The 24019-nt window shown below is 73.9% G+C and carries 25 protein-coding genes; 11 read left to right on the forward strand and 14 right to left on the reverse strand.

Translation table 11 applies throughout. The features are described 5' to 3' along the window. Positions 1–116 precede the first annotated feature (116 nt). The gene (locus ACZ62B_RS24350) at positions 117–1154 is read right to left on the reverse strand and encodes a LacI family DNA-binding transcriptional regulator (protein ID WP_468882456.1); all 1038 of its coding nucleotides are present in this window, start codon (positions 1152–1154) and stop codon (positions 117–119) included. 61 nt (positions 1155–1215) lie between these two features. After that, positions 1216–1878 carry a TetR/AcrR family transcriptional regulator gene (locus ACZ62B_RS24355; protein WP_344557025.1) on the reverse strand — a complete coding sequence of 221 codons (663 nt, stop codon included), beginning with the start codon at positions 1876–1878 and terminating at the stop codon, positions 1216–1218. A gap of 123 nt (positions 1879–2001) precedes the next feature. Here ACZ62B_RS24355 and ACZ62B_RS24360 point away from each other — a divergent pair, with 123 nt between their 5' ends. Then, positions 2002–2565, forward strand: coding sequence for an NADPH-dependent FMN reductase (locus ACZ62B_RS24360; RefSeq protein ID WP_344557023.1), 564 nt, complete (start codon positions 2002–2004; stop codon positions 2563–2565). 175 nt (positions 2566–2740) lie between these two features. Here the strand turns inward: ACZ62B_RS24360 and ACZ62B_RS24365 are convergent, their stop codons facing one another. From ACZ62B_RS24365 to ACZ62B_RS24380, 4 genes are read right to left on the reverse strand one after another with little or no spacing between them, the layout of a single operon-like run. Further along, positions 2741–3877 carry an XdhC family protein gene (locus ACZ62B_RS24365; protein ID WP_469692050.1) on the reverse strand — a complete coding sequence of 379 codons (1137 nt, stop codon included), beginning with the start codon at positions 3875–3877 and terminating at the stop codon, positions 2741–2743. Then, positions 3870–5999: a xanthine dehydrogenase family protein molybdopterin-binding subunit gene (locus ACZ62B_RS24370; protein ID WP_469692052.1), complete on the reverse strand. Its 2130-nt coding sequence runs from the start codon at positions 5997–5999 to the stop codon at positions 3870–3872. Before ACZ62B_RS24370 ends, ACZ62B_RS24365 begins: the two co-directional genes overlap by 8 nt. Beyond that, a complete protein-coding gene (locus tag ACZ62B_RS24375; protein ID WP_469692054.1) occupies positions 5996–6988 on the reverse strand; it encodes an FAD binding domain-containing protein in 993 nt (330 codons plus the stop codon). The genes ACZ62B_RS24370 and ACZ62B_RS24375 overlap by 4 nt, the downstream gene beginning before the upstream one ends. Beyond that, positions 6985–7542: a (2Fe-2S)-binding protein gene (locus ACZ62B_RS24380; protein WP_344557015.1), complete on the reverse strand. Its 558-nt coding sequence runs from the start codon at positions 7540–7542 to the stop codon at positions 6985–6987. The genes ACZ62B_RS24375 and ACZ62B_RS24380 overlap by 4 nt, the downstream gene beginning before the upstream one ends. A 268-nt stretch (positions 7543–7810) precedes the next feature. Here ACZ62B_RS24380 and ACZ62B_RS24385 point away from each other — a divergent pair, with 268 nt between their 5' ends. Beyond that, positions 7811–8425 carry a TetR/AcrR family transcriptional regulator gene (locus tag ACZ62B_RS24385; protein WP_344557013.1) on the forward strand — a complete coding sequence of 205 codons (615 nt, stop codon included), beginning with the start codon at positions 7811–7813 and terminating at the stop codon, positions 8423–8425. A 134-nt stretch (positions 8426–8559) separates the two neighbouring features. Here the strand turns inward: ACZ62B_RS24385 and ACZ62B_RS24390 are convergent, their stop codons facing one another. Then, entirely contained in the window at positions 8560–9465 is a 906-nt protein-coding gene (locus tag ACZ62B_RS24390; RefSeq protein ID WP_344557011.1) for a LysR family transcriptional regulator, read from the reverse strand. A 125-nt stretch (positions 9466–9590) separates the two neighbouring features. On the opposite strand from ACZ62B_RS24390, the gene ACZ62B_RS24395 reads away from it, so the two are divergent. Continuing rightward, positions 9591–9827, forward strand: a complete 237-nt coding sequence (locus tag ACZ62B_RS24395; RefSeq protein ID WP_344557009.1) for a hypothetical protein — start codon at positions 9591–9593, stop codon at positions 9825–9827. Positions 9828–9908: 81 nt separating this feature from the next. Further along, entirely contained in the window at positions 9909–11093 is a 1185-nt protein-coding gene (locus ACZ62B_RS24400) for a CaiB/BaiF CoA transferase family protein (RefSeq protein WP_344557007.1), read from the forward strand. 342 nt (positions 11094–11435) lie between these two features. On the opposite strand, the gene ACZ62B_RS24405 is transcribed toward ACZ62B_RS24400, so the two are convergent. Continuing rightward, positions 11436–12086, reverse strand: coding sequence for a phosphoribosyltransferase (locus tag ACZ62B_RS24405; RefSeq protein ID WP_344557005.1), 651 nt, complete (start codon positions 12084–12086; stop codon positions 11436–11438). Between the two features lie 130 nt (positions 12087–12216). Here ACZ62B_RS24405 and ACZ62B_RS24410 point away from each other — a divergent pair, with 130 nt between their 5' ends. Next, positions 12217–12672, forward strand: a complete 456-nt coding sequence (locus ACZ62B_RS24410) for an archease (protein WP_468727797.1) — start codon at positions 12217–12219, stop codon at positions 12670–12672. 100 nt (positions 12673–12772) lie between these two features. Here ACZ62B_RS24410 and ACZ62B_RS24415 read toward each other — a convergent pair whose 3' ends face one another. From ACZ62B_RS24415 to ACZ62B_RS24430, 4 genes are all read right to left on the reverse strand, one after another. After that, a complete protein-coding gene (locus ACZ62B_RS24415) occupies positions 12773–13198 on the reverse strand; it encodes a CBS domain-containing protein (protein ID WP_468727793.1) in 426 nt (141 codons plus the stop codon). A gap of 135 nt (positions 13199–13333) precedes the next feature. Beyond that, entirely contained in the window at positions 13334–13762 is a 429-nt protein-coding gene (locus ACZ62B_RS24420; RefSeq protein WP_344556983.1) for a VOC family protein, read from the reverse strand. A 151-nt stretch (positions 13763–13913) separates the two neighbouring features. After that, entirely contained in the window at positions 13914–14717 is an 804-nt protein-coding gene (locus ACZ62B_RS24425; protein WP_468882438.1) for a nucleotidyltransferase domain-containing protein, read from the reverse strand. A 38-nt stretch (positions 14718–14755) separates the two neighbouring features. Beyond that, positions 14756–15292 carry a cysteine hydrolase family protein gene (locus ACZ62B_RS24430; protein ID WP_344556980.1) on the reverse strand — a complete coding sequence of 179 codons (537 nt, stop codon included), beginning with the start codon at positions 15290–15292 and terminating at the stop codon, positions 14756–14758. Between the two features lie 187 nt (positions 15293–15479). Between ACZ62B_RS24430 and ACZ62B_RS24435 the strand changes: the two genes are divergently transcribed. Next, on the forward strand, positions 15480–15902 hold the full coding sequence (locus tag ACZ62B_RS24435) for a pyridoxamine 5'-phosphate oxidase family protein (RefSeq protein WP_344556978.1): 423 nt from the start codon (positions 15480–15482) through the stop codon (positions 15900–15902). 547 nt (positions 15903–16449) lie between these two features. Then, on the forward strand, positions 16450–16896 hold the full coding sequence (locus ACZ62B_RS24440) for a type II toxin-antitoxin system PemK/MazF family toxin (protein ID WP_030863986.1): 447 nt from the start codon (positions 16450–16452) through the stop codon (positions 16894–16896). Here ACZ62B_RS24440 and ACZ62B_RS24445 read toward each other — a convergent pair. Beyond that, positions 16850–17737 carry a TIGR02452 family protein gene (locus ACZ62B_RS24445; RefSeq protein WP_469692059.1) on the reverse strand — a complete coding sequence of 296 codons (888 nt, stop codon included), beginning with the start codon at positions 17735–17737 and terminating at the stop codon, positions 16850–16852. The genes ACZ62B_RS24440 and ACZ62B_RS24445 overlap by 47 nt on opposite strands. Positions 17738–18037: 300 nt before the next feature. Here ACZ62B_RS24445 and egtA point away from each other — a divergent pair, with 300 nt between their 5' ends. Genes egtA through egtD form a run of 4 tightly spaced genes read left to right on the forward strand, consistent with a single transcriptional unit; the run spans position 18038 to position 22387 of the window. Continuing rightward, positions 18038–19360, forward strand: a complete 1323-nt coding sequence (gene egtA, locus ACZ62B_RS24450; RefSeq protein ID WP_344556972.1) for an ergothioneine biosynthesis glutamate--cysteine ligase EgtA — start codon at positions 18038–18040, stop codon at positions 19358–19360. Continuing rightward, the gene (gene egtB, locus ACZ62B_RS24455; protein WP_344556970.1) at positions 19357–20673 is read left to right on the forward strand and encodes an ergothioneine biosynthesis protein EgtB; all 1317 of its coding nucleotides are present in this window, start codon (positions 19357–19359) and stop codon (positions 20671–20673) included. Before egtA ends, egtB begins: the two co-directional genes overlap by 4 nt. After that, entirely contained in the window at positions 20673–21428 is a 756-nt protein-coding gene (gene egtC, locus ACZ62B_RS24460; protein ID WP_344556968.1) for an ergothioneine biosynthesis protein EgtC, read from the forward strand. Before egtB ends, egtC begins: the two co-directional genes overlap by 1 nt. Beyond that, positions 21425–22387: an L-histidine N(alpha)-methyltransferase gene (gene egtD, locus ACZ62B_RS24465; RefSeq protein WP_344556966.1), complete on the forward strand. Its 963-nt coding sequence runs from the start codon at positions 21425–21427 to the stop codon at positions 22385–22387. Before egtC ends, egtD begins: the two co-directional genes overlap by 4 nt. A gap of 218 nt (positions 22388–22605) precedes the next feature. Here egtD and ACZ62B_RS24470 read toward each other — a convergent pair whose 3' ends face one another. Next, positions 22606–23856: an extracellular solute-binding protein gene (locus tag ACZ62B_RS24470; protein ID WP_344556964.1), complete on the reverse strand. Its 1251-nt coding sequence runs from the start codon at positions 23854–23856 to the stop codon at positions 22606–22608. Between the last annotated feature and the right edge of the window lie 163 nt (positions 23857–24019).

Genomic DNA, 24019 nt, shown 5'->3' on the forward strand with positions numbered 1-24019 from the left:
ACGGCCGTGGCACGGGGGCTGAGGTGGGGGTGGGATCGCCCCCGCCCCTTCCCGCCCCGCCTCTGGGGGCTTCGTCCCCAGACCCCCTTCGCGCAGTTCCCCGCGCCCCTGAAAGGTCAGGTCGACTCGCGTCGTACCACCGACGCGCCCAGCGCCTTGTGGGCCTCGGGGGCCGTGGCCGGGTCGCGTACCGCTCGGTCCACCAGTTCGGCCAGTTCGCGGCCGGACGGCAGTTCCAGGTGGACGGTGCTCAGGCGGGGGCGCAGCAGCCGGCCCAGCATCAGGTTGTCGGCGCCGATGACGGCGGTCTCCTCCGGGATGCGGACGCCCTCGTCCTGGAGCGCTCGCATCAGCAGCATCGCGTACTCGTCGTTGTAGGTGAACACGGCGTCGAGGCCGAGTTCGCGCCAGCGGGCGGCCAGCCGGGCGGCGGCGCCCTCGTCGTGCGCCAGCGGCAGCTCGGTGACCGTGGCGTCGGTGCCGCGCAGGGCGGCGCGCACGCCGGCCAGGCGGGGCGCGGAGAACGCCTCCAGGCCGGGCTCTCTCGGGACGACCACGCCGATCCGGCGGCGGCCCCGGTCGAAGAGGTGGGCGCCGGCGCTGTGCCCGACGACGTCGTGGTCCATGAGCAGGGTGTACGCGCCGTCGACGGGCTCGGGGCCGAGGGTGACGACGGCCCGCGCCCCGGAGCGTTTGAGCACCTCGACGCCGCGCGGGCTCAGTCCGGAGCCGGGGGCCAGGACCGCCACGGGCCTCAGCTCGGCCCAGGCGCGGGCGGCCTCGTCGTCGTGCAGGCCGACGGTGCCGTACTGCACGACCGTGTAGTCGAGGCGGGCGAGGGAGCTCTGGAGATCGTTGATGAACTGGCTGTAGAGCGGTCCGACGGGGAAGGCGGGCGCGGGCATCAGGACCGTACGGCTGTGCCCGGCGCGCAGGCTGCGGGCCGCCGCGTGCGGCACGTACCCGAGTTCCCTCGCGGCCTCGCGGACCCGGCGGCGGGTGGGTTCGCTGATCCGGACGGCACCGGCGTTGTTCAGGACGTAGGAGACGGTCGCGCGCGAGACGCCGGCCAGGCGGGCCACATCGGCGCTCGTGGGTACGGAGCGCGTCGGTGCGGGGGACGCGGGCGCGGGCGTGTTCGTTATCTGCACCATGACGTACGGCATCCTTGCAGAAGCCGTGACCGGGCCGTCGGCCGGGGGAGTTGATACACCGTCAGCGGGCGGACGCCGGGCCCGTCACCCGGTCGACCAGGTCCAGCCACGCGGACTCCAGCCGCTCCGGCGGCATGCCGCACTGACGTATCAGGTGGTGGATCAGGGCGGGGTCGAGCTGGGCCATCAGCGTGTGGGCGAGGACCTCGCAGTCCGCGTCCGGGACCGCCTCGCGCAGCAGCAGGGTCACGTGATGGCGCAGGACGCGGCGGGGCGGGCTGGTGAAGCGGCGGCCCGCTTCCGGTTCGGCCGCCAGCTGCAGTTCCAGCTCCTCGGCGGAGCGGCGGAGCATCGCGAGGCCGAAGGCGCGCAGCCGCTCGGCCGGGGGTGCGCCCGGTCCGAGCGGCGGGGGTCCGGTGAGGAAGGCGGCCTGGAACTTCCTCTCGGAGTGGTCGAGGAGCGCGGTGAGCAGACCGGTGCGGTCGCCGAAACGGCGGAAGACCGTCCCCTTGCCCACGCGGGCCGCCGCCGCGACCTCCTCCATGGTGATGCTGTCGGCCCCGCGCTCGGCCACGAGCAGCGCGGCCGCCTCCAGCAGGCGGGCCCGGTTGCGCGCGGCGTCGGCGCGCAGGCAGGGCTCGTCGGGGTCGATGCCGAGTTGCAGCAACTCCTGCGGCTGTACGGGGTCCTGGGGTGCCGGGACGGGCGGCGGCGCGGCGGACATGAAGCCAGCGTAAAGCATCGGGAAGAAACTGGACCGCGGTCCGGTTAAGATGCTACAAACAAGAAACGGACCCCGGTCCGGATTGTTTCGGCAATATTTCAGCGCCTCCCCTGGAGTTTCCCCATGTCTGTTCGCATCCTCGCCCTCGTCGGCAGCCTTCGGGCCGGTTCGCACAACCGTCAGCTCGCCGAGGCCGCGGTCAAGCTCGCTCCCGCGGGTGCCGATGTGGCGCTCTACGAGGGGCTCGCGGAGATCCCCTTCTACAACGAGGACATCGACGTCGAGGGCGCCGTGCCGGCCGCCGCCGCCCGGCTGCGCGAGGCCGCCGCGGGCGCCGACGCGCTGCTGCTCTTCACGCCCGAGTACAACGGCACGATGCCGGCCGTCCTGAAGAACGCCATCGACTGGCTGTCCCGTCCCTACGGCGCCGGTGCCATCAGCGGCAAGCCGGTCGTCGTGATCGGTACCGCCTTCGGCCAGTACGGCGGCGTGTGGGCGCACGACGAGGCCCGCAAGTCCGTGGGTATCGCGGGCGGCAAGGTGATCGAGGACATCAAGCTCTCCATCCCCGGCTCCGTGACCCGCTTCGCCGAGACCCACCCGGCCGACGACGACGAGGTCGCCGCCCAGCTGACCGAGGTCATCACCCGCCTCCACGGCCTCGCCGGCGAGCCGGCCGCGGCCTGATCCTCCTCGCCCCCGCCGCCCCTTCCCATCCCCGGGGGCGCTGCCCCCGGACCCCCGCTCCTCAAACGCCGGAGGGGCTAAGTTTCAGCCTCTCCGGCGTTCGAGGAGCGGGGTCTGGGGCGGAGCCCCAGGTCGGGACGGGAAGGGGCGGCGGGGGCGAAAACCCCTCAACGGCTCAGGCCGCCGCCGACGCCGACCGTCCGTCGCGGTGGATCGGCGTTCGCGAGCCCGTCAGGGGAACCCCCGTGCCGCCCCGACGAGCGGCGACGATCTCCGCCGCGATGGACAGGGCCGTCTCCTCCGGGGTACGCGCACCGAGGTCGAGGCCGATCGGAGAGCGGAGACGGGCCAGCTCCCGCTCCCCCACGCCCGCCTCCCGCAGCCGCCGCTCCCGGTCGGCGTGGGTGCGCCGGGAACCCATCGCACCGACGAACGCCACCGGCAGCCCCAGAGCCGCCTTCAGCAGCGGTACGTCGAACTTCGCGTCGTGGGTGAGGACGCACAGCACCGTGCGCGCGTCGGTCTCCGTGCCCCGCAGATAGCGGTGCGGCCAGTCGACCACGACCTCGTCGGCCTCCGGGAAGCGGGCCCCGGTCGCGAACACGGGCCGCGCGTCGCACACCGTGACGTGGTAGCCGAGGAACTTGCCCACCCGCACCAGCGCCGCCGCGAAGTCGATCGCCCCGAAGACGATCATGCGGGGCGGCGGCACCGAGGACTCCACGAACAGGGTCAGCCCGCCGGGGCAGTACGACCCGTCCTCAGCCACGGCGACCGTGCCGGTGCGGCCTGCCTCCAGCAGGGCCCCGGCCTCCCCGGCCGCCGTCCGGTCCAGCTCGGGAACCCCGCCGAGGCCACCCTCGTACGCCCCGTCCGGGTGGACGAACAGGGCTCTGCCGAGGAGTTCCGCCGGACCCTCGACGACCCGGGCGAGCGCCCCCGGCCCGCCCCGCAGGACGGCCGACAGCGCCGCCCCGAGCACCTGCCGGACGGGGGCGTGCGCGCCGACCGGGGTCACCATGATGTCGATGATCCCGCCGCAGGTCAGGCCGACGGCGAAGGCGTCCTCGTCGCTGTAGCCGAACCGTTCGACACGGGTCTCGCCGTCCGCGAGCGCCCGGGCGCACAGTTCGTACACCGCGCCCTCCACGCACCCGCCGGACACCGAGCCGATCGCCGTGCCCTCGCCGTCGACGGCGAGGGCGGCACCGGGGCCGCGCGGCGCGCTGCCGCCCACGGACACCACCGTGGCCACGGCGAACTCCCGGCCCTCGGCCAGCCAGCGGTGCAGCTCGCCGGCGATGTCAAACACCCGTTCCTCCCGCCCGCAGCACCCGGTCCGGACGGATGGGCAGGTTCCGGTGCCGTACGCCGGTCGCGTGCCAGACCGCGTTGGCGACGGCCGCCGCCGCTCCCACGATGCCGACCTCGCCGATGCCCTTGATGCCGACGGGGTCGTCGGGGTCCGGGTCGTCGACCCAGTCCGCCTCGACCGTCGGCACGTCGGCGTGGGTGGCGACGTGATAGCCGGCCAGGTCGGCGCCGTAGAGGCCGCCGAAGACCCGGTCCCGGACCGCCTCCTCGTGCAGGGCCATCGAGATGCCCCAGGTCATGCCGCCCACGAGCTGACCGCGCGCGGTGAGCGGGTTGACGATCCGGCCCGCGGCGAAGATGCCGAGCATCCGCCGCACCCGCACCTCGCCGGTGGTGACGTCCACGGCCACCTCGGCGAACTGCGCCCCGTAGGAGAGCCGTTCCTTCTGGGTGAGGGCGGCGATGGCGGCGGTGGTGTCGGACCGTACGGTGACGCCCTCCGGCGGCACGGTGCCGCCCGGGACGAGCCGTTCCCGCAGCTCCTCGGCGGCGGCCGTGACCGCCCAGGCCCAGGAGCGGGTGCCCGCGGAGCCGCCGGCGATCATCGCCGGGCCGAAGTCGCTGTCGCCGATGTGCACCCGGACCCGGTCGGTGGGCACCCGCAGCGCGTCGGCGGCGACCAGGGTGAGCGCCGTACGGGCCCCGGTGCCGATGTCGGCCGCGGAGATCCGCACGGTGAAGGTGCCGTCCGGCTCCGCCGTCACCGCGGCCGTGGACGGCATGGCGCTCGCGGGGAAGGACGCCGCGGCCGTGCCCGTGCCGAGCAGCCAGCGCCCGTCGCGGCGCACGCCGGGGCGCGGGTCGCGGCCGGCCCAGCCGAAGCGGCGGGCACCCTCCCGGAAGCAGGCGGCGAGGTTGCGGCTGCCGAACGGCAGCCCGGAGACCGGCCCCCGCTCCGGGTCGTTGCGCAGCCGCAGCTCGACCGGGTCGACACCGCACTTCTCCGCGAGTTCGTCGAGCGCGCACTCCAGCGCGAACGAGCCCGGTGCCTCGCCCGGCGCGCGCATCCACGCCGGGGACGGCACGTCGAGCCGTACGACCTTGTTCTCCGTGCGGTGGGCGTCGGCGTCGTACAGGGACCGCGCCACGCCCGCGCTCGGCTCGACGAACTCCCAGACCGTGGACGTCTGGTTCAGCGAGCGGTGCTCCAGGGCGCGCAGCCGGCCGTCGGGTCCCGCGCCGAGCCGGACCCGCTGGACGGTGGGGCTGCGGTAGCCGGTGAGGGTGAACATCTGGCGGCGGGTCAGCACGACCCGGACCGGCCGCTGCAGCTCGGTCGCGGCCATCACGGCGGACACCTGGTGGACCCGTACGCCCTTGCTGCCGAAGCCGCCGCCGACGTGGTCGGAGCGCACCCGCACGGCGGACGGGTCCAGCGAGAACATCCGCGCGAGCTCGTCGGCGACCCAGGTGGTGCCCTGGTTGGAGTCGACGACCTCGAGCCGGCCGCCGTCCCACAGGGCGGTCGCCGCGTGCGGCTCCATCATGCCGTGGTGTTCTTCGGGCGTGGTGTACTCGGCGTCCACCACATGGGAACAGGCGGCGAGTTCGGCCTCCAGGTCGCCCTTCTCCGTCACCGCGGGCATGTGTCCGTCCGCCGCGTAGGCGTCCGGGCGGTCGCCGGAGAGCGTGACGTCGTGCGGCTCCTGCTCGTAGGTGACGACGAGCCGCTCGGCGGCCTCCCGGGCCTGCTCGGACGTCTCGGCGACGACCAGCGCGACGGGCCAGCCGGCGTACGGGACCCGGTCGTTCTGGAAGACGGCGGCCGTCGGGTCCGGCGGAACGCCCAGCATGCCGACGTAGTCGATGTCGAGGCGCGGGGCGTTCCCGTGGTGCAGGACGGTGAGCACGCCCGGCATGCCGAGCACGGGCCCGGTGTCGACGGACAGGATCCGGCCACGGGCGACGGTGGACAGCACCAGCCAGCCGTGGGCGAGATCGGCGAAGGGGATCTCGCCGGCGTACCGGGCGGCGCCGGTGACCTTGTCGCGGCCCTCGACGCGGGTGTGCGCGGTGCCGACGGCGCCCGTCGTCGTGGCGCCGGTCGTGGCGGTGGTCATCGGGCGGCCTCCTCGGCGAGTTCGGAGAGCACGGCCACCACGAGGTTGCGCATGAGGGTCACCTTGTATCCGTTGTCGGGCAGCGGCCTGGCGGCCGCGAGTTCGGCGGCCGCCGCCGCCGCGAAGTACTCCGCGGTGGCCGGTGCGCCGTTCAGTACGCGTTCGGCGGCGCGGGCCCGCCAGGGCCGGGACGCCACGGCCCCGAGGGCGAGGCGGGCCTCGCGCACGACTCCCCCGCTGACGTCGAGGGCGGCGGCGACCGAGCCGATCGCGAAGGCGTACGAGGCGCGTTCACGGACCTTGCGGTAGCGCGAGCGGGCGGCGACCGGCGCGGGCGGCAGGGTGACGTGGGTGATGAGCGCGCCGGGCGGCAGGGCGGTCTCCCGGTGCGGGGTGTCGCCCACCGGGAGGTAGAGGTCGGCCAGCGGCAACTCCCCCGGGCCGTCGGCGGTTTCGTAGGAGACGACCGCGTCGAAGGCGGTCAGCGCCACTCCCATGTCGGAGGGGTGGACGGCCACGCAGTGGTCGGAGGCGCCCAGGACGGCGTGGTTGTGGTGCTCGCCCTCGACGGCGGGGCAACCGCTGCCGGGCGCGCGCTTGTTGCAGGGCTTGGTCACATCGGTGAAGTAGCCGCAGCGGGTGCGCTGGAGCAGATTGCCGCCGACGGTGGCCATGTTGCGCAACTGCCCGGAGGCACCGGCGAGTACGGCCTCGGTGAGGGCGGGGTAGTTCCGGCGGATGCCGGGGTGCGCGGCGAGGTCGCTGTTGGTGACGGTGGCGCCGATGCGCAGTCCGCCGCCGTCGGCCGGCTCGATCCGGTCCAGCGGGAGGGCGCGGACGTCGACGAGCCGGGCCGGGCGCTCGACACCGTTCTTCATCAGGTCGACGAGGTTGGTGCCGCCGCCGAGGTAGCGGGCGTCGGGGTCGGCGTCGAGCAGCGCCACCGCGCCCGAGACGTCGTCGGCGCGCCGGTAGTCGAACTCCCTCATGCCGCGGCCTCCTCGGTCTCGCTCCGGTTCTCCGCGGCGGCGCGGGCGACCGCCTCGACGATCTGCACGTACGCGCCGCAGCGGCACAGGTTGCCGCTCATGCGCTCCCTGATCTCCTCGGGGGTCAGGGGAGGCGGTCCCGCCTCGGGGCGCACGTCCCCGGTGGCGGCGCTGGGCCAGCCCGCCGCGTGCTCCTCGATGACGGCGACGGCCGAACAGATCTGGCCGGGGGTGCAGTAGCCGCACTGGAAGCCGTCCAGGTCGAGGAAGGCCTGCTGCACCGGGTGCAGCCGGTCCCCGTCGGCCAAGCCCTCCACGGTGGTGATCTCGCGTCCGTCGGACGCGACGGCCAGTTGCAGACAGGACACGGTGCGGCGGCCGTCGACCAGGACCGTGCAGGCGCCGCACTGTCCCTGGTCGCAGCCCTTCTTGGTGCCGGTCAGGTCGAGGCGCTCACGCAGGGCGTCGAGCAGGGTGGTGCGGTGGTCGACGGACAGCGTGTGCTTCTCGCCGTTGATGTTCAGGGTGACGCTGCTGGACGTCGAGGGGGCCATGAGCAGCCTTCTTTCACGGATCTGGAAGGCGGAACGAGTCGATGACATGGGGCTGTACGGAATGTGGGGCGTTCGGGACCATGCGGAAGAGGGGGACGGGCCGGGAACACACCGGTGGTCGGGGGCATGCCACCGGGTGTCCCGCGCCGTCCGTGTCCGCCGATACGATGGACCCGAAGCGGACAGCTGTCCGTTACCTCCGAAAACGTAGTGGACAGCTGTCCGGTTAGCAAGGACGGGTTTCGGTCACGGCCCGGGAGGAGGACCAGTGGGACACAAGAAGGAGGCGTCCCCGTGCGCGCGGACACCGCGGAGCACGGCGGCACCCCTGCGCTCGGACGCGCAGCGCAACCGCGAGCGCATCCTGGAGGTGGCCCTCGCCGAACTCACGCGCTCGGCGGACACCCCGCTGAGCGTGATCGCCAAGAAGGCGGGCGTCGGTCAGGGCACGTTCTACCGGAACTTCCCCAGCCGTGAGGCACTCGTCCTGGAGATCTACCGGTACGAGATGCGGCAGGTGGCGGACAGCGCGGCGCAGTTGCTGAGCACGCGGGAGCCCGACCGCGCGCTGCGCGAGTGGATGGACGGGCTGGCCCGCTTCGCCATGGCCAAGGCCGGGCTGGCCGACGCCATCCGGCAGGCCACCAGCGGACCGGGGAGCCCGGCGAAGCCGGGACACAGCCCGGTGACCGAGGCGGCGGAACTCCTGCTGCGCCGCTGCGAGGAGGCCGGATCCATCCGCCCGGGGGTGACCGCGGACGACCTCGTCCTCGCCATCGGCGGCCTCTGGCAGCTCGACCCCGCCGAGAACTGGCAGCCGCGCGCCACCTGGCTGCTGGACCTGGTCATGGACGGGTTGCGGGCGGGGGCACCGGGGCGGTAGCACGCCGGCACGACACGCCGCCCGGAACACCGGTGGGCGCCCCCCTGCCGGCGCCTCCCCGGTGGGCTCCGCACGGGATGCCCTGCGCAGGCTCCCACGGACGCCCCGCGCGGCACGGACGCCGTCCCGCGCTCTCAGGCGACCGCCGTAGGGGCCAGCTCGCGCAGTTCCCGCAGGGCGGCGGAGACCGCCGGGCGGGCGTGGCTGCCGCCGCGGGTGCAGGTCAGCAGCCTGCGGTGCGGGTTGCCGGTGCAGCGCACACGGGTGATCGGCAGGTCCGGGGCGAGACGGGCGAGGCGCGGGATCAGGGCGACGCCGAGGCCGTGGGCGACGAGATGGGCGGTGACGTTCCAGTCGCAGGCGTGGTGGACGACGTCCGGGGAGAAGCCGGCCGCGCCGCACGCGGCCAGCACATGCGGCCGGCAGGGGCTGTCCGGCACCGGCACGACCCACGGCTCGCGCGCCGCCTCGGCGAGGTCGGTCCGCTCGCGCCCGGCCAGCGGATGCCCCGCCGGGACCACCAGGTCGAACGGGTCGTCCAGCAGCGGCTGCTGGTCGAACCGCGTGTCGCTCAGCGGCGGGTTGTACGGGGTGGACTCGACGACGGCCAGATCGACGGCCCCCTCGAAGAGCAGGTCGAAGCTCCGCGTCACCTCCTCCTCCGCGATTCGCACCGACAACCGCGGATGACGCTTCCCCAGCCGGGCGGCCATCGGCGCCAGCAGCACCGAGATCGCCACCGGGAAGCCTGTGACTCGCAACACCCCGGCCGGGGCGCCGTGGTCGGCGCGCAGGTCCAGTTCGGCCTGGTCCCAGCGCGCCTGGATCGCGTCGGCGTGCGCCAGCAGGCTCTCGGCGGCCGGGGTGAGCCGTACCCCGCGCCCCCGCGGTTCCAGCAGGTCGACGTCCAGGTCACGGGCGAGCTGACGGATCTGCTGGGAGGCGGCGGACGGGGTGAAGTGCAGCGCGCGGGCGGCCGCGGTGACCGTGCCGTAGTGGGCCACCGCCCTGAGGACGTGCAGCCTGCGCAGGTCAATCATGAAGCCCACGCTTAACGATGGCGTGCACAAAGTCAACCTGGACGCGCACGGAGGGGACGAAGCACCCTTGCCGTGTCGCGACAATCGACAGTGCACCCACGTGATCGAGGATCCAAGGAGTCACCATGACCAGCACGACCGGCGCCACGGGCACGACCGGCACGTCCTGCCCGTACTGCGGGTGGCCGGACGACGCCGAGCCGTTCCAGGTGGTCTCCCGGCACGGCACCGCGGCGGGCAGCACGGTGTGGACCCGCTGCGGCTGCGGTTCGCTCCAAGTCCGTGCCGTCGACGACCGCGGCGCCCGCATCGTCTCCCGCAGCAGGCCCGCTGACGCTCCGTGGAGCCGGGCCGGCCGGTGAACGGCCGGGGCGGGGCGGCCGTTGACAGCCACCCCTCCCCGGCCTTACCGATCGAGGCCGGAGCAGACAGGAGGCGCGGACATGCACGAACCCCCCTTGTCCGGGGTCACGGTGGTCAGTGTGGAGCAGGCGGTGGCCGCGCCCTACGCGACCCGGCAGCTGGCCGATCTCGGAGCCCGTGTGATCAAGGTGGAGCGGCCGGGCGAAGGGGACTTCGCGCGGCGGTACGACACGACGGTGCACGGCCACTCCAGCTATTTCGTGTGGATCAACCGCTCCAAGGAATCCCTCACGCTGGACCTGAAGGACCCGCGCGGCCGGGCGATCCTGCACGGGCTGCTCCGGGACGCCGACGTGTTCGTGCAGAACCTCGCGCCGGGCGCCGCCGGCCGCCTCGGCCTCGGGACCGACGAGCTGACCCGCCGCTACCCCCGGCTGATCCCCTGCACGATCTCCGGGTACGGCACGAGCGGCCCCTGGGCCGACCGCAAGGCGTACGACCTGCTGATGCAGTGCCAGACCGGGCTGGTGTCGCTGACCGGGACCCCGGAGGAGACGGCCCGCACCGGGATCTCCGTCGCCGACATCGCCGCCGGGATGTACGCGTACAGCGGTGTGCTCACCGCCCTGTACACCCGCGCGACCACCGGCACGGCGCACCCGGTGGAGGTGTCCCTGTTCGAGGCGCTCGCCGAGTGGATGGGCCAGCCCGCCTACTACACCCGCTACGGCGGTGCCCAGCCCCCGCGCCTGGGCACGCAGCACGCCACCATCGCCCCGTACGGCACCTACCGCGCCGCCGACGGACGCGAGGTGCTGTTCTCCGTCCAGAACGAGCGCGAGTGGGCGGCCCTGTGCGCGGAGTTCCTCGGCCGGCCGGAGCTGACCGACGATCCGCGCTTCGCCACCAACTCCGACCGGGTGGCCCACCGCGAGGAGCTGAACGCGGTCATCGCCGAACGCTTCGCCCGGGCGGACGCCGATGAGCTGCTCGAGGATCTGGAGGCGACCGGCATCGCCTGCGCCGGGGTCAACGACGTCGCCGCGTTCCTCGACCACCCGGTCCTCGCCGCCCGCGACCGCCGGCGGGAGGTGGCGGTACCGGGCGGAACCGTGGAGGCGCTGCTGCCACCCGCCGACCTCGCGGGCCTGCCGGCCCGCATGGACCCGGTACCGGCCGTGGGCGAGCACACGGAGGCGATCCTGACGGAACTGGGCCGCTCCCCCGAGGAGATCGCGGCACTGCGCGCGGACGGAGTGGTCTGAGCCCCGGCGAGAACCTGCCCGACGACCAGCCCGGAGAAGAACGGCGGCGTCTCGCAACGGAACTGGACCGCTCCCCCGAACAGATCGCGACACCGCGCACGGACGGGCTCGTCCGAGCCCCGGCCAGAACCTGCCCGACGACCAGCCCGGAGAAGAACGGCGGCGTCTCGCGGCCGGACGGAGCGGGGCCCGGTGCGTGTGGCCGCGAGGCGGAGGAGTACGTCGACGTGCTGGGGTTCCTCCCTCGCGAGCGCAGCCGGGCGTGGGGAGTCGGCGGCCGGCGGCGGCGCCGCGGCCGGGCGTGCCGGATCCCGAACCCCCGCATGACCCGCCGGACGGGCCCTACCGGGACTGCCGCTGGTGCAGCGCGTCCAGGACGTCGTCATCCGTCAACTGGTCGAACTCCTCGTACCACTGGCCCACGGCCATGAACGCGGCCGGCTCGTGCAGACACACCACCTCGTCGGCCTCGGAGCGCATCAGCGCGACGCCCTCCGTCGAGCCGACCGGAACGGCCAGCACGAGGTGTCCGGGGTCCTGCGCCCGCAGGGCGCGCAGCGCGGCGCGGGCGGTGGAGCCGGTCGCCAGCCCGTCGTCGACGACGATCACGGTCCGTCCGCGCAGGTCGAGAGGCGGGCGGCCCTGGCGGTAGCGCTGTTCGCGGCGGCGCAGCTCGGTGCGCTCGCGCTCGACGACGGGCGCGAGGTCGGCCTCGTCGATGCCCAGCCGCCGCAGGGCGTCCTCGTCGAGGAGCGGAACCCCGTCGCCGGCCATCGCGCCGACGCCGAACTCCTCGTGGAAGGGGGCGCCGATCTTCCGTACGACGAGGACGTCGAGCGGGGCGTCCAGTGCCCCGGCGACCTCGACGGCCACGGCGGCACCGCCGCGGGGCAGGGCCAGCACGACGGGGTCGGGCAGGGCTCCCTCGTCCTGCCTCTCCCGCAGTCGTGCGGCCAGTTCGCGGCCGGCCTGCCGGCGATCACGGAACCGCATGGCGGATGCCCTCCCTCCGCAGCGGAGACGGCACCTGAAGTACCTGGTCCGCACCCGTGTACCCCGCTCTCCGGCACTCGAAGCGCCCGGTGCCCGGCATGGGTGCGCGGTCGTCGGGCAGGCGAGTTCCATGGTCGGTGACACGAGCGACTACGGGCAGGCGCGGCGGCCGGACGAGAGCGGGCACCGGGCGGTGGCGCAGGAGGACGAGTTCCGGATCGAGGCGTGGGCGGCGAACCGGGAGAACTGTCTGGCGGAGGCGGTGGCGGCGATGGTGGAGTGCTTCGCCGACGTCTCCGGGGTGCGGCCGACGGATGTGGGCCGCGTCCGGCTGGCCGGGGCCAGTGACGACGATCTGCTGGCGGCGCTGCTGGACGAGATCCTGTACCGGCTGGAGGAGTACGGCCAGGTACCGGTCGACGTGGAGGCGGACGAGACCGACGACGGTCTCGACATACGCCTGGCGGTGGCCGCGCTGACGGACGTACGGGTCACCGGCCGGATGCCGACGGCCGTGGCCTGGGAGGAACTACGGATCCATCCGGGCCCGTACGGCTGGACGTGCGCGCTCACGGTGGACGGGTAACAGCAGAATCAGCCTCTCCGGCGTTTGAGGAGCGGGGGTCCGGGGGCAGAGCCCCCGGGTCGGGACGGGTAGGGGCGGCGGGGGTGAGGAAAACCCGCGCTCAGTGCGTGGGCGCCGCCGCACTGATGTCCGCCAGGGCGGAGTGCGGATCCTCCGTCGTGGCGAGGTCCCCGAGGCTCACCACCCCCACCGGACAGCCACCCCGTTCCACCACCGGAAGCCGCCGGACGGCATACCGCCGCATCAACTCCACGGCGTGATCGGTGGTGTCCTCGGGATCGAGTGTCACCAGGGGCGGACGCGTACACAGGGAACCGACCGTCGTGGCCTCCGGATCGCGCCCCTCGGCGACACCCCTCAGCACGATGTCGCGGTCGGTGAGCACACCGAACAGATCACAGTCGTACGCGACGAGGACATCGCCGATGTCCTGCTCGCGCATCAGGCGCGCGGCCCGCGCCACCGTCGTCATGGGCTCGACGGACGCGGTGTCCGCGGACATCACGTCCCGTATCCGCATGGTCATGGGCACCTCCCGGTACGTGGCCGGCCTGGACTCCCCGTGTCCGTCGCGTAGCCCGCTGCGCGCCGCGTAAACCGACCGGGCGGGGACGGGCGTGTGGAGCACACCCGTCCCCGCCCCGGCTGCACGGCCGTACGGCTACGCGGCTCCGGGAACCTCCTCGGTGACGCCGTTCAGCGGCGAGGCCGGATCGGTGCCGTACGGGAGGGTGATGGCCTCGAGGCCGTGGCCCGCCGGGTCCCGGAAGTACACGCCGCGACCGCCGTCGTTGCGGTTGATGCGGCGGGGGTGCCTGCCGTGCGGATCGGCCTGGATGGGGATCCCGGCGTCCACGAGCCGGGTGAGGATCGCGTCGAACTCGTCCTCGGAGACGAGGAACGCGTAGTGCTGCGCCGGGATGTCGATGTCGACGGTCGCGAAGTCCAGGGTGACTCCGTTGGCGGTCGTCACCGGCAGGAACATTCCGGCCGGTTCCCCGACCTCCAGGCCCAGGACGTGGGCGAGGAAACGGGCGGACTTCTCCCGGTCACGGGTGAGAACGATGGTGTGGTTGAACTCGACTGACACGATGGCAATGCCTCCACGGGCATCCGCGGCGCCTCCATGCCTCACCCGGCCGGTGACCGACACGCGATGCCGCGCCGAAGATCCTAGACAGCGGGGCCGACGGCTGTCGAGCCGTTAAATCCGGGGGCGGCGGGCGGCGCGCGGGCGGATGTCAGGCCGGGGCGTCGTGCCCGCCCTCGGCCGCGGCGGCCTCGTCCACGCGGCCGGCCACCCAGGCCAGGAAGTGCCCGACCGCCGCCCCGGGCAGCGCGAGCGCGGACTCACGGGGGCGTTCGAAGCTGCGCAGCGCGTCCGTGATCAGTGGCCGGAACTCCGCCTCCGCGGCGGCGACGATCCCGGCCGCCCCGCGCTTGGCGAACCAGCGGCCGGTGCGGCAGTACACCACGGAGCGGCAGCCGTTGAGCACCCGGTTGTCGGCCATGTGCCCCTCGCCCTCGGCGTGTTCCCGCACGGAGGCGCGGAGCGCGGCGAGCACGTCGGCCCGCTCCGGTGCGGCGATCACGTCCCGTGCAGGCCCGCCGAACAGCGACAGGCCTGCCTGGTGGGCGATGGAACGGTCGAGGACGTACCAGAACGCGGGCGCCTCCCCGGGGTCGTGGCTGACCCGCTCGGGCAGTGACGGTCCGGTGTTGAGGTCCATGAGGTACCCCGCCCCGCCGGACGGGCGGCCGGCGAGATCGGCCGGGTAGACGACCAGTTCCAGTCCGGCCGCGGGGCAGGCCAGGGCGGGGTGGGCCAGCGCCCCGGCCAGTTCGGGCAGGGCACGCCGGGGAAGCGAGCGGTCCACCACGACGGTCACGTCGATGTCGCTGCGTCCGTGCCGGTAGTCGCCGAGCGCGAGGGATCCGACGGCGAGGACGCTCACCAGGTGGGGGCCGCAGACAGCGCGCGTGCGGTGGACCAGCTCGTCGAGGTAGGGGCGGACCTCGCGGGGCGGGACGGGGGTACGGCTCATGGGACCGGTGTCGGCCCGCGGATCCGCGGCGCGGCGCGTCATTTCCACAGTTCGTCGCTGTCGCACACCCGCGCGCCCATGTTGCGTTCCATCATCCGCAGGGCGGCGTCCGCGAGGTCGGCGTGAATGTGGGCGACGGCGTCACGGGGGACGGTGACGTCGAGGTGGCGGATGTGCGCGTCGAGCGACGAGTACAGGATGCACTGCTCCGTGACCTGGCCGCACAGCACGAGCCGGTCGATGCCCTGCTGGTTGAGCAGATAGCCCAGTGGGGTCTCGAAGAAGACCGAGTGCCGTGCCTTGACGACGAAGAGCGAGGAGTCGTCCGGCAGCAGCGGTTCCACGAGGCGCGCGTGCGGTCCCGCCAGGGCCTTGTCGAGCAGCTCGCCGTGGTGGGAGCGCCATTCGCCGAAGTTGTCGTTGACGTAGATCACCGGCACGTCCCGGCGCCGCGCCCGTTCCAGCAGGGCGGAGACGACCGGTACGACCGACTCGGCGGACGGGATCAGACGGCCGGCGTCCGCATGGTCGTAGGTGTTGATCATGTCGATGACGATCAGCGCGGTCTTGCCCATGTCCCCCGGGTTCCACCCGCGCGGGAGGGTCAGACATGTTTGCTTGCGCGCGACCGTGACGGCCGGGAGCGGAGGCGTACGACGGCCGTCCCCGGGGGTCCGCCCGCGGGGCCCGTGTGCCGGGGCCGAGGGTCATCAGGGCCGTCCGGCCCTAGCCCGGCGGGGGTCCGCCGCCGACGATGGAGGAATGATCCACAGCGATGGCTTCCGGTCGCTCGACCGCCAGGAGTGCCTGCGCCTGCTGGCCAAGGTGCCGGTCGGTCGCGTCGTCTACACCCGGCAGGCGCTGCCCGCCGTCCTCCCCGTCAACTTCGCCCTGGACACGGACGCCTCCGTGGTGCTGTGCACCTCCGCCGCGTCCGATCTGGTCCGGGCGATCGACGGCGTCGTGGTCGCCTTCGAGGCCGACGACTTCGACGCCGGGAGCCGGTCCGGCTGGAGCGTGGTGGTCACGGGCCGGGCGGCCGTGGTGACCGACCCGGCCGAACACGAACGTCTGCTGCGGACCGGGCCCCGCTCGTGGATGCCGATGCACGACGGGGTGTTCGTCCGGGTCGAGGCCGAGATGGTCACGGGCCGGGAACTCACGGGGCTGTCCGAGCCGGGCTGAACCGGCGACCGCGTACGCGGCGCGCCCCCGGCCGGGGCCCGCGCCGGGGCCGTTCCCCCACCGCTCCACGGAGGTTGCCGTGGAGGCCGTCGGCCGCCGGGAGACCTCGCGGGCGCCCGTCGAGCGGCCCCTGGGACGGATCGGGGCGCCCCGGTCCTCCCCGCACGCCTTCCGGACCGTACGGACGCAGGGCCGCGCTCGCCGAGGCCGGGGCGACGGTCCGGCGACCGGCCGCCGGGAAGCGGCTGCCGCCGCTCGGGGTGCCGGTCGCGATGGAGGGTGGCGCGGACGTGGCGGGTGAGTCGGCCGCGTTCGGCCGCCGGGGCGAGTTCTTGCCGGTCACGGCGGGCAGCGACTGCGGGCGGGCGGTGCTGTGGTCGTCGGCGGGACCGGCACCTGCGGGTCCGGGCAGTGGTCGTTCGCGGACCGGTCGGCGCGCGGTGGGCCGCTGCCGGTGTCCCCGGCCTCGCGGTCGGGGGCGGAGCCGTGCCGGTGCGGGAGGTGGCCGGGGCCGTCGGCCGTGCGAGGGGTGCCGTACGGTACGCCTGTGACCGCCTTCAGCCCTGAGAACGCACCGGGCCGCCACGGCCCTTACGCCACCGTCGAGGCCGCGCCCCGTGAGGTGGGCCGGGTGCGTACCGAGTACTCGCCCGCGCACGACGGTGACCCCGACCCCGGGGAGATCGTCTGGACCTGGGTGCCCTACGAGGAGAACGACGGCCGGGGCAAGGACCGTCCGGTGCTCGTCGTCGCCCGGGAGGCGGCCGGGAGTTTCCTCGCCGTGCAGTTGTCGAGCAGGCGGCACGACGGGGACCGGGAGTGGGTGCCGATCGGCAGCGGGCCGTGGGACCGGTCGGGCCGCGACTCGTGGGTCGACGTGGACCGGGTGCTGCGGCTGCACGAGGAGGGCATGCGCCGGGAGGCGTGCGCGCTGGACCGGATGCGGTTCAACCTCGTGCGTCAGCGGCTGCGGGAGCGGTACGGCTGGAGCTGATCCCCGCCGGCCCGGGCGGCAGGTCCGCGAAGGTCCGCTCGAACGCGGCGCGGACCGCGCTGTCGCGGGTGCGGTCCAGGATGCCGAACACCACGTGTGCGAAGGCTCCCGCGAAGCGTCCGCCCGGCTCCAGGTGCGACCGGAACGCCGCCGCCACGTGGGCGGGGTCGTTGCGGAACACCCCGCAGCCCCAGGCGCCCAGCACGAGCCGCCGGTAGCCGTGGGCGGCCGCGGTCTCCAGCACCCGCCCGGCCCGTACCACCAGGGCGTGCGGCACCTCGTCCGCCCGCTCCGGCGCCGTGCGCAGGATCACTCCCGCGTTGGGCGCGGGCGAGGTGAGGAAACCGGCCGTGAACGGCTCGTCGAGGAGGCGTCCGCGGTCGTCGCGGAAGACCGGCACGGCGGGTGAGTGGATCACGCGGTCCGTGTAGAACGGGTCGCGGTGGGCGCGGTGGTGGTCGTAGAAGCCGGCGGCCCGCAGCAGGCAGGTGTACAGCGCGGAGGCGCGGCACAGGGCCTCCTCCTGGGCCTGGGCGCCGTTGAGGTATCCCCCGCCGGGGTTGCGGGCGGAGGCGAAGTTCAGTACGGCCACTTGGTCCGCGAGTGTGTCCGCGAGCCGCCGGGCGGCCTCCAGGCTGCTCTCGCCGGTGACCTCGAACCGGGTGCCGGCCGGCCGGAAAACCGGGAACGGGACCGGCTGCGGCCCGTACGTCCGCGTGCCGCGGGCCGCGGCCTCGATCGCCGCCGCGACGGACACCTCGTGGCCGCCGGGTGCGCGGTAGGCGCCCGCCGCCACGATTTGCTCGGTCTCGCGGGCGATGCCGCGCAGGCGCGCGCTCACGGCGCCACCCCCGTAGCCGCCGTGACCACGCGCCGCGCGGTCTCGCTCGTCGTGCTCATGCAGGCATCCTGAGCGATGCTGGTGAAGCGGCGCAACGGAGTTTCCGCCTCCCAAAAGGCCCGGGAAACGGGCGGGAAACCGCCCGGGAACAGGCCGGACGAAAGGATGACCGAACCGGAACGCCCCGCCAGGCACCCTTGTGCCCGCCGACGCGAAGGTTTTGGGTGGACGGGTTGACGCCGGCCGGGAGCGGAGAGGCTCCGGGCCGGTGACATGGTGGAATCTCAGGAGGATCCCGACATGTCCGATTCGGCAGGCGGCTGTGTGGAGCCGCGTACCGCCGTCACAGAAGCCGAGGTGGAAGCCCTGGTACGGGGCATCTGCTTCAAGACCGGACCGCCGCGCCGCCTCGGGGTCGAGGTGGAATGGCTCGTCCACGAGCTGCGGGACCCGCGGCTCCCCGTGTCACCCGAACGACTCGAAGCGGCCTACGCCGCTCTGCGGACCGTGCCCCTGAGGTCGGCGCTCACCGTCGAGCCCGGCGGCCAGCTGGAGCTGAGCTCGCCGCCCGCCGCCTCCCTGATGGAGTGCGTCGGTACCGTCTCCGCCGACCTCGACGCCGTCCGCGCGGTACTGCGCGAGGACGATCTGGTCCTCGCCGGCCTCGGCCACGACCCCTGGCACACCCCCCGCCGGTTCCTGCGCGAACCGCGGTACGACGCCATGGAGGCCTGTCTCGACCGCGCCGGCCCCGCCGGCCGGGCCATGATGCGCGCCACCGCCTCCGTGCAGGTGTGCGTGGACGCCGGGTACGAGGAGCCCGGCCCGCTCGGCCATGTGCGGCGCTGGTGGCTGGCGCACCAGCTCGGCGCGGTCCTGGTCGCCGCGTTCGCCAACTCCCCGATCGCCGACGGCCGGCCGACCGGCTGGCTGTCCACGCGGCAGCTCCGCTGGACGCAGATCGGCACCGGCCGGGCGGGCGCCCCCGTCCTGGACGCCGACCCGCGCGGCGCCTGGGCCCGGCACGTCCTGGACTCACCGGTGATGTGCGTACGGCGTGACGGCGGGCCGTGGGAGGTGCCCCGGGAGCTCGCCTTCCGGGAGTGGATCAGGTCCGGCACGCCCGGCCCGCCGACCCGGGAGGATCTCGACTACCACGTCACGACCCTGTTCCCGCCGGTGAGACCGCGCGGCCATCTGGAGCTGCGCATGATCGACGCGCAGCCCGGTGACGACGGCTGGATCGTGCCGCTGGCCGTGGTCACGGCGCTGTTCGACGACCCGGAGGCCGCCGAGACCGCCTACCGGGCGGTGAAGCCGCTGGCCGAGCGGGCGCACGGCATGCCCGCGCCGCACAATCCGCTCTGGCGGGACGCGGCCCGGGTCGGCCTGGCCGACCCGGAGCTGCGCGAGGTGGCCGCCGGCTGTTTCGCGGCGGCGCTGCGCGCCCTGCCCCGGCTCGGTGCCACCACCGAGGTGGTCGACGCGGTCGAGGCGTACCGGGACCGGTACGTCGCCCGGGGCCGCTGCCCGGCCGACGACTCGCTCGACGAGCTGCGTGCGACGGCCCACGGCGCGCGCCCCCGCCCCACGCACCCGCACGGGAAGGACACCCCCTCATGACCGACCCCGCCCTCGACGCCGAAGCCCTGCGCGAGCGCGCGGTCGCCTCGCTGATCACCGCACGGGACCGCACCACGCTGCTCACCAGCTGCGTCGACGGGCCCGACCTGACCGCCCAGCACTCGCCGCTGATGTCGCCGCTGGTGTGGGACCTCGCCCACATCGGCAACCAGGAGGAGCAGTGGCTGCTGCGGGCCGTCGCCGGCCACGAGGCGATACGGCCCGAGATCGACACCCTGTACGACGCCTTCGAGCACCCGCGCGCCGAACGCCCGAAGCTGCCGCTGCTGCCGCCGGAGGAGGCCCGCCGGTACGCGGCCGACGTGCGCGGCCGGGCGCTGGACGTGCTGGAGAGGGCCGCGTTCCACGGGACGCGGCTGACCGAGGCGGGCTTCGCCTTCGGGATGATCGCGCAGCACGAACAGCAGCACGACGAGACCATGCTGATCACCCATCAGCTCCGCAGGGGACCGCAGGTCCTGACCGCCCCGGACCCGGAGCCGGTGCCGCTGTTCACGGGCCCGGCCGAAGTCCTGGTTCCGGGCGGCCCGTTCACCATGGGCACCTCGGACGAGCCGTGGGCGCTGGACAACGAACGGCCCGCGCACCGGCGCGAGGTGGCACCCTTCCGCATCGACACCACTCCGGTGACGAACGCCGCGTACCGGGCGTTCATCGAGGACGGCGGCTACGACGAGCCCCGCTGGTGGACGGCCGAGGGCTGGGCGCACATCCGCCGCAACTCCCTCACCGCGCCGCTGTTCTGGCGCCGGGACGGCAAGCAGTGGCTGCGGCGCCGGTTCGGTGTCACCGAGGTGGTGCCGCCCGACGAGCCGGTGCTGCACGTGTGCTGGTACGAGGCCGACGCCTACGCCCGCTGGGCCGGACGCCGGCTGCCCACCGAGGCCGAGTGGGAGAAGGCGGCCCGGTACGACCCGGCCGGCGACCGCTCGATGCGCTACCCGTGGGGCGACGCCGAGCCCGCGCCCGAGCACGCCAACCTCGGCCAGCGGCATCTGCGCCCGGCGCCCGCCGGGAGCTACCCGGCCGGCGAGTCGCCGCTCGGGGTACGGCAGTTGATCGGCGACGTGTGGGAGTGGACGGCGAGCGACTTCCTGCCGTACCCGGGGTTCAGGGCGTTCCCGTACAAGGAGTACTCGGAGGTGTTCTTCGGGCCGGAGTACAAGGTGCTGCGCGGCGGTTCGTTCGCCGTGGACCCGGTGGCCTGCCGGGGCACGTTCCGCAACTGGGACCTGCCGATCCGGCGGCAGATCTTCTCCGGGTTCCGCACGGCGCGCTCGGAGGACGTCTGATGTGCCGTCACGTGGCGTACGTGGGGCCCGAGGAGCCGCTGGACGAGCTGCTCGTGAAGCCGCCGCACGGTCTGTACCGGCAGTCCTGGGCGCCCCGGCGGCAGCGGTACGGCACGGTCAACGCCGACGGCTTCGGCGTGGGCTGGTACGCGCAGGGCGATCCGGTGCCGGCCCGGTACCGGCGGGCCGGACCGATATGGGCGGACCTGTCGTTCGCGGATCTCGCCCGTGTCGTACGGACCCGGGCGCTGCTCGCGGCCGTACGGGACGCGACCCTGTCGGGTGCCGACGCGGAGGCCGCGGCGGCGCCGTTCGCCGCCGGGACCTGGCTGTTCAGCCACAACGGGGCGGTGCCGGGCTGGCCGGGCCCGCTCGCGCCGCTGGTGGCGTCCCTGTCCGCCGAGGACGTGCTGTCGCTGGAGGCCCGCAACGACTCCGCGTTCGTGTGGGCGCTGGTGCTCGCCCGGCTGCGGGCCGGCGACGAGGAGGGGCAGGCACTGGCCGACACGGTCCTGGAGGTCGCCGCGGCGGCCCCCGGCGCCCGGCTCAACCTGCTGCTCACCAACGGCGACACCGTCACGGCGACCGCCTGGGGCGACACGCTGTGGTACCTCACCCGGGCCGGCGGCGGCACCGTCGTGGCCTCCGAGCCCTACGACGACGATCCGCACTGGCGTGAGGTCCCCGACCGCACCCTGCTCGCGGCGAGCCGTACGGACGTCCTGCTGACCCCGCTCAAGGAGCCCCTCACGTGAGTCCGTTCCACCTCACCCGCACCCTGCCCGAGGACACCACCGACGCCGCCCTGCGCGCCGACGTCCGCGAGGGCCTGACCGGCAGCCCCAAGACGCTGCCGCCCAAGTGGTTCTACGACGCGCGGGGCAGCGAACTCTTCGAGGAGATCACCGCACTGCCCGAGTACTACCCGACCCGCGCCGAACGCGAGATCCTGCGCGCCCGCGCCGGTGAGATCGCCGCGGCGTCCGGTGCCCGCACCCTGGTCGAACTGGGCTCCGGCTCCTCGGAGAAGACACGGCACCTGATCGACGCCCTGACCGGGCTGCACACCTATGTCCCCGTCGACGTCAGCGAGAGCGCCCTCACGCTCGCCGGGCGGGCGCTGGCCGCCGAGCGGCCGGGACTGGACGTGCACGCGCTGATCGCCGACTTCACCGCCCGGCTGACCCTGCCCGACACGCCGGGGCCGCGGCTGGTGGCGTTCCTCGGCGGCACCATCGGCAATCTGCTGCCGGCCGAGCGCGCCGCGTTCCTCGCCTCCGTCCGCGCCCTGCTCGACCCGGGCGACGCCCTGCTGCTGGGCACGGACCTGGTGAAGGACGAGCGGGTGCTGGTCCGGGCCTACGACGACGCGGCCGGTGTGACGGCCGCGTTCAACAAGAACGTCCTGACCGTCATCAACCGGGAGCTGGGCGCCGACTTCGACCCGGGCGCCTTCGACCATGTGGCGCTGTGGGACGCCGGGCACGAGTGGATCGAGATGCGGCTGCGCTCCCGTACCGCGCAGACGGTGAAGATCCCCTCACTGGGACTCGTCGTGGACTTCGCGGCGGGTGAGGAACTGCGCACCGAGGTGTCGGCGAAGTTCCGTCAGGACGGAGTGCGCGAGGAACTGTCGGCCGCCGGGCTGGAGCCGGCCCGGTGGTGGACGGACGGGGAGGCGCGGTTCGCGCTGTCGCTGAGCGTCGCGCGCTGACGGGAGCGCCGCCGGGCCGCGCGTCGCCCCAGGGGCGTCGTCGGGATCTTGCCGGGGTCGCGCGGTCCGGCACCGCTCCCCCACGCTCGGCTTCCCCCGCTCGGCTTCGCTCGAGCGGGGGGGACCCCATGCACGGGAGGGGCCCCCGCCACCGGACCCCGCTCGGCCCAGCCGCAGGACACCGCTCACCGGAGCCGGCCTGATCCAGACGACACCCCCTAATCGAAGGCCAGGGCCTCGGTGATGCGGCGCGCGGCGCGCTCGGCCTCGGTGACCGGGTCGGACCCGGTGAGCACCTTGGTCATGTACTCCTTGATCGGGTTGTCCGCCTCGACCGCGCTCCACTGGGGTGTGATGGGGGTCGCCCGGCCCTGTGCGGCTCCGGCCGCCATGGCCGCGACCCCCTCCTCCCCCTTCACCGACTCGGCGAGTCCGGCCTTGTTGGGGACGTAGTTCATCGTGCGGGCCAGGTCGGTGTTCCACTTCGCGCCGGTGAGCGCGGCGACGACCTCGATGGCGCCCTCCCTGCTGTCGGTCTTGGCCGGGATCACGAGGTCGGAGCCACCGGTGAAGACGGCGCCGGGCTTGTCGGCGTCCTTGCCGGGGACGGGGAAGTAGCCCAGCTCGTCCTCGAGTTCCGGGTTCTGCTTGAGGATGGCGCTCGCCAGCCCCGGTACGGCCACGATCTGGGCGACCTTGCCCTCGGCGAACACGCCCGCCTGCGGCGGGTGTTCCTCGTCGGCGTCGACCGGCCCGTCGCCGAGTGCCTGGAGCCGGCGGTAGAACTCCATGCCCCGCAGCGCCTCCGGGCTGTCCAGCGCGCCGCGCCAGACGCCGTCCCGCTCCTTGGCGAGGTCTCCTCCCTCCTCCCAGATGAAGCCGGCGAGCGTGTACCAGTCCTGTCCGGCGAGGTAGATGCCCTGGTTGCCGCCGGTGTCGAGCTCCTCGGTGAGGGTGAGCCACTCGTCGCGGGTCTTCGGCGGGGCGGTGATGCCGGCCTGCCGGAAGAGGTCCTTGCGGTAGATGACGACGCGGTTGGCCGCGTACCAGGGGATGCCGTACTGCTGGGAGCCCCACTGGCCGGGTTCGGCGAGACCGGGCAGCCAGTCCTCCCGGTCCCAGTCGCGCATGGACTCCAGGGTGAGGTCGAGCAGTCCGTCGCCCTCCGCGTACGCGGCGACCTGGGTGTTGCCGACCTCGATGACGTCGGGGCCGTCCTCCCCGCCCGTCTCCAGTGCCTTCTGCACCTTCTCGCCGATGCCGGTCCATTCCTGGATGCGGATGTCGAGGTCGAGGTCGGGGTGCTCGCGCTCGAACTCCTCGGTGAAGCGGTCCAGGTACTCCTGCGAGGCGCTGTGCCGCATCAGCCACACGGTGACCGTGCTCCGTTCGGCATCGCCGGGCATCAGCCCACAGCCGCTGAGCAGGGAGGCGGACACACAGACAAGGGCGAGCAGACGGCGTTTCACGAGGGGTCCTGTTTCTGTCTGACGGACAGGGCGGGTCCCGACGTGGGGGGCGAGCGGAGCTCGGGCGGGTCCCCAGCATCTTGGTATGGACCAATGCTCAGGTCAAGCCGTCAGGCGAACGGGGCCGACGCCTCGCGCTCCGCGGCGGTGTGGGGCACGGTGG

Source organism: Streptomyces sp. NPDC053426, from assembly GCF_055585405.1.

What these genes read in the sequence shown, in the direction of transcription:
- ACZ62B_RS24350 (WP_468882456.1), bottom strand. Translation starts at nt 1,154, where the DNA reads ATGGTGCAGATAACGAACACGCCCGCGCCCGCGTCCCCCGCACCGACG.
- ACZ62B_RS24355 (WP_344557025.1), bottom strand. Translation starts at nt 1,878, where the DNA reads ATGTCCGCCGCGCCGCCGCCCGTCCCGGCACCCCAGGACCCCGTACAG.
- ACZ62B_RS24360 (WP_344557023.1), top strand. Translation starts at nt 2,002, where the DNA reads ATGTCTGTTCGCATCCTCGCCCTCGTCGGCAGCCTTCGGGCCGGTTCG.
- ACZ62B_RS24370 (WP_469692052.1), bottom strand. Translation starts at nt 5,999, where the DNA reads ATGACCACCGCCACGACCGGCGCCACGACGACGGGCGCCGTCGGCACC.
- ACZ62B_RS24375 (WP_469692054.1), bottom strand. Translation starts at nt 6,988, where the DNA reads ATGAGGGAGTTCGACTACCGGCGCGCCGACGACGTCTCGGGCGCGGTG.
- ACZ62B_RS24380 (WP_344557015.1), bottom strand. Translation starts at nt 7,542, where the DNA reads ATGGCCCCCTCGACGTCCAGCAGCGTCACCCTGAACATCAACGGCGAG.
- ACZ62B_RS24390 (WP_344557011.1), bottom strand. Translation starts at nt 9,465, where the DNA reads ATGATTGACCTGCGCAGGCTGCACGTCCTCAGGGCGGTGGCCCACTAC.
- ACZ62B_RS24395 (WP_344557009.1), top strand. Translation starts at nt 9,591, where the DNA reads ATGACCAGCACGACCGGCGCCACGGGCACGACCGGCACGTCCTGCCCG.
- ACZ62B_RS24400 (WP_344557007.1), top strand. Translation starts at nt 9,909, where the DNA reads ATGCACGAACCCCCCTTGTCCGGGGTCACGGTGGTCAGTGTGGAGCAG.
- ACZ62B_RS24405 (WP_344557005.1), bottom strand. Translation starts at nt 12,086, where the DNA reads ATGCGGTTCCGTGATCGCCGGCAGGCCGGCCGCGAACTGGCCGCACGA.
- ACZ62B_RS24410 (WP_468727797.1), top strand. Translation starts at nt 12,217, where the DNA reads ATGGTCGGTGACACGAGCGACTACGGGCAGGCGCGGCGGCCGGACGAG.
- ACZ62B_RS24415 (WP_468727793.1), bottom strand. Translation starts at nt 13,198, where the DNA reads ATGACCATGCGGATACGGGACGTGATGTCCGCGGACACCGCGTCCGTC.
- ACZ62B_RS24425 (WP_468882438.1), bottom strand. Translation starts at nt 14,717, where the DNA reads ATGAGCCGTACCCCCGTCCCGCCCCGCGAGGTCCGCCCCTACCTCGAC.
- ACZ62B_RS24430 (WP_344556980.1), bottom strand. Translation starts at nt 15,292, where the DNA reads ATGGGCAAGACCGCGCTGATCGTCATCGACATGATCAACACCTACGAC.
- ACZ62B_RS24435 (WP_344556978.1), top strand. Translation starts at nt 15,480, where the DNA reads ATGATCCACAGCGATGGCTTCCGGTCGCTCGACCGCCAGGAGTGCCTG.
- egtA (WP_344556972.1), top strand. Translation starts at nt 18,038, where the DNA reads ATGTCCGATTCGGCAGGCGGCTGTGTGGAGCCGCGTACCGCCGTCACA.
- egtB (WP_344556970.1), top strand. Translation starts at nt 19,357, where the DNA reads ATGACCGACCCCGCCCTCGACGCCGAAGCCCTGCGCGAGCGCGCGGTC.
- egtC (WP_344556968.1), top strand. Translation starts at nt 20,673, where the DNA reads ATGTGCCGTCACGTGGCGTACGTGGGGCCCGAGGAGCCGCTGGACGAG.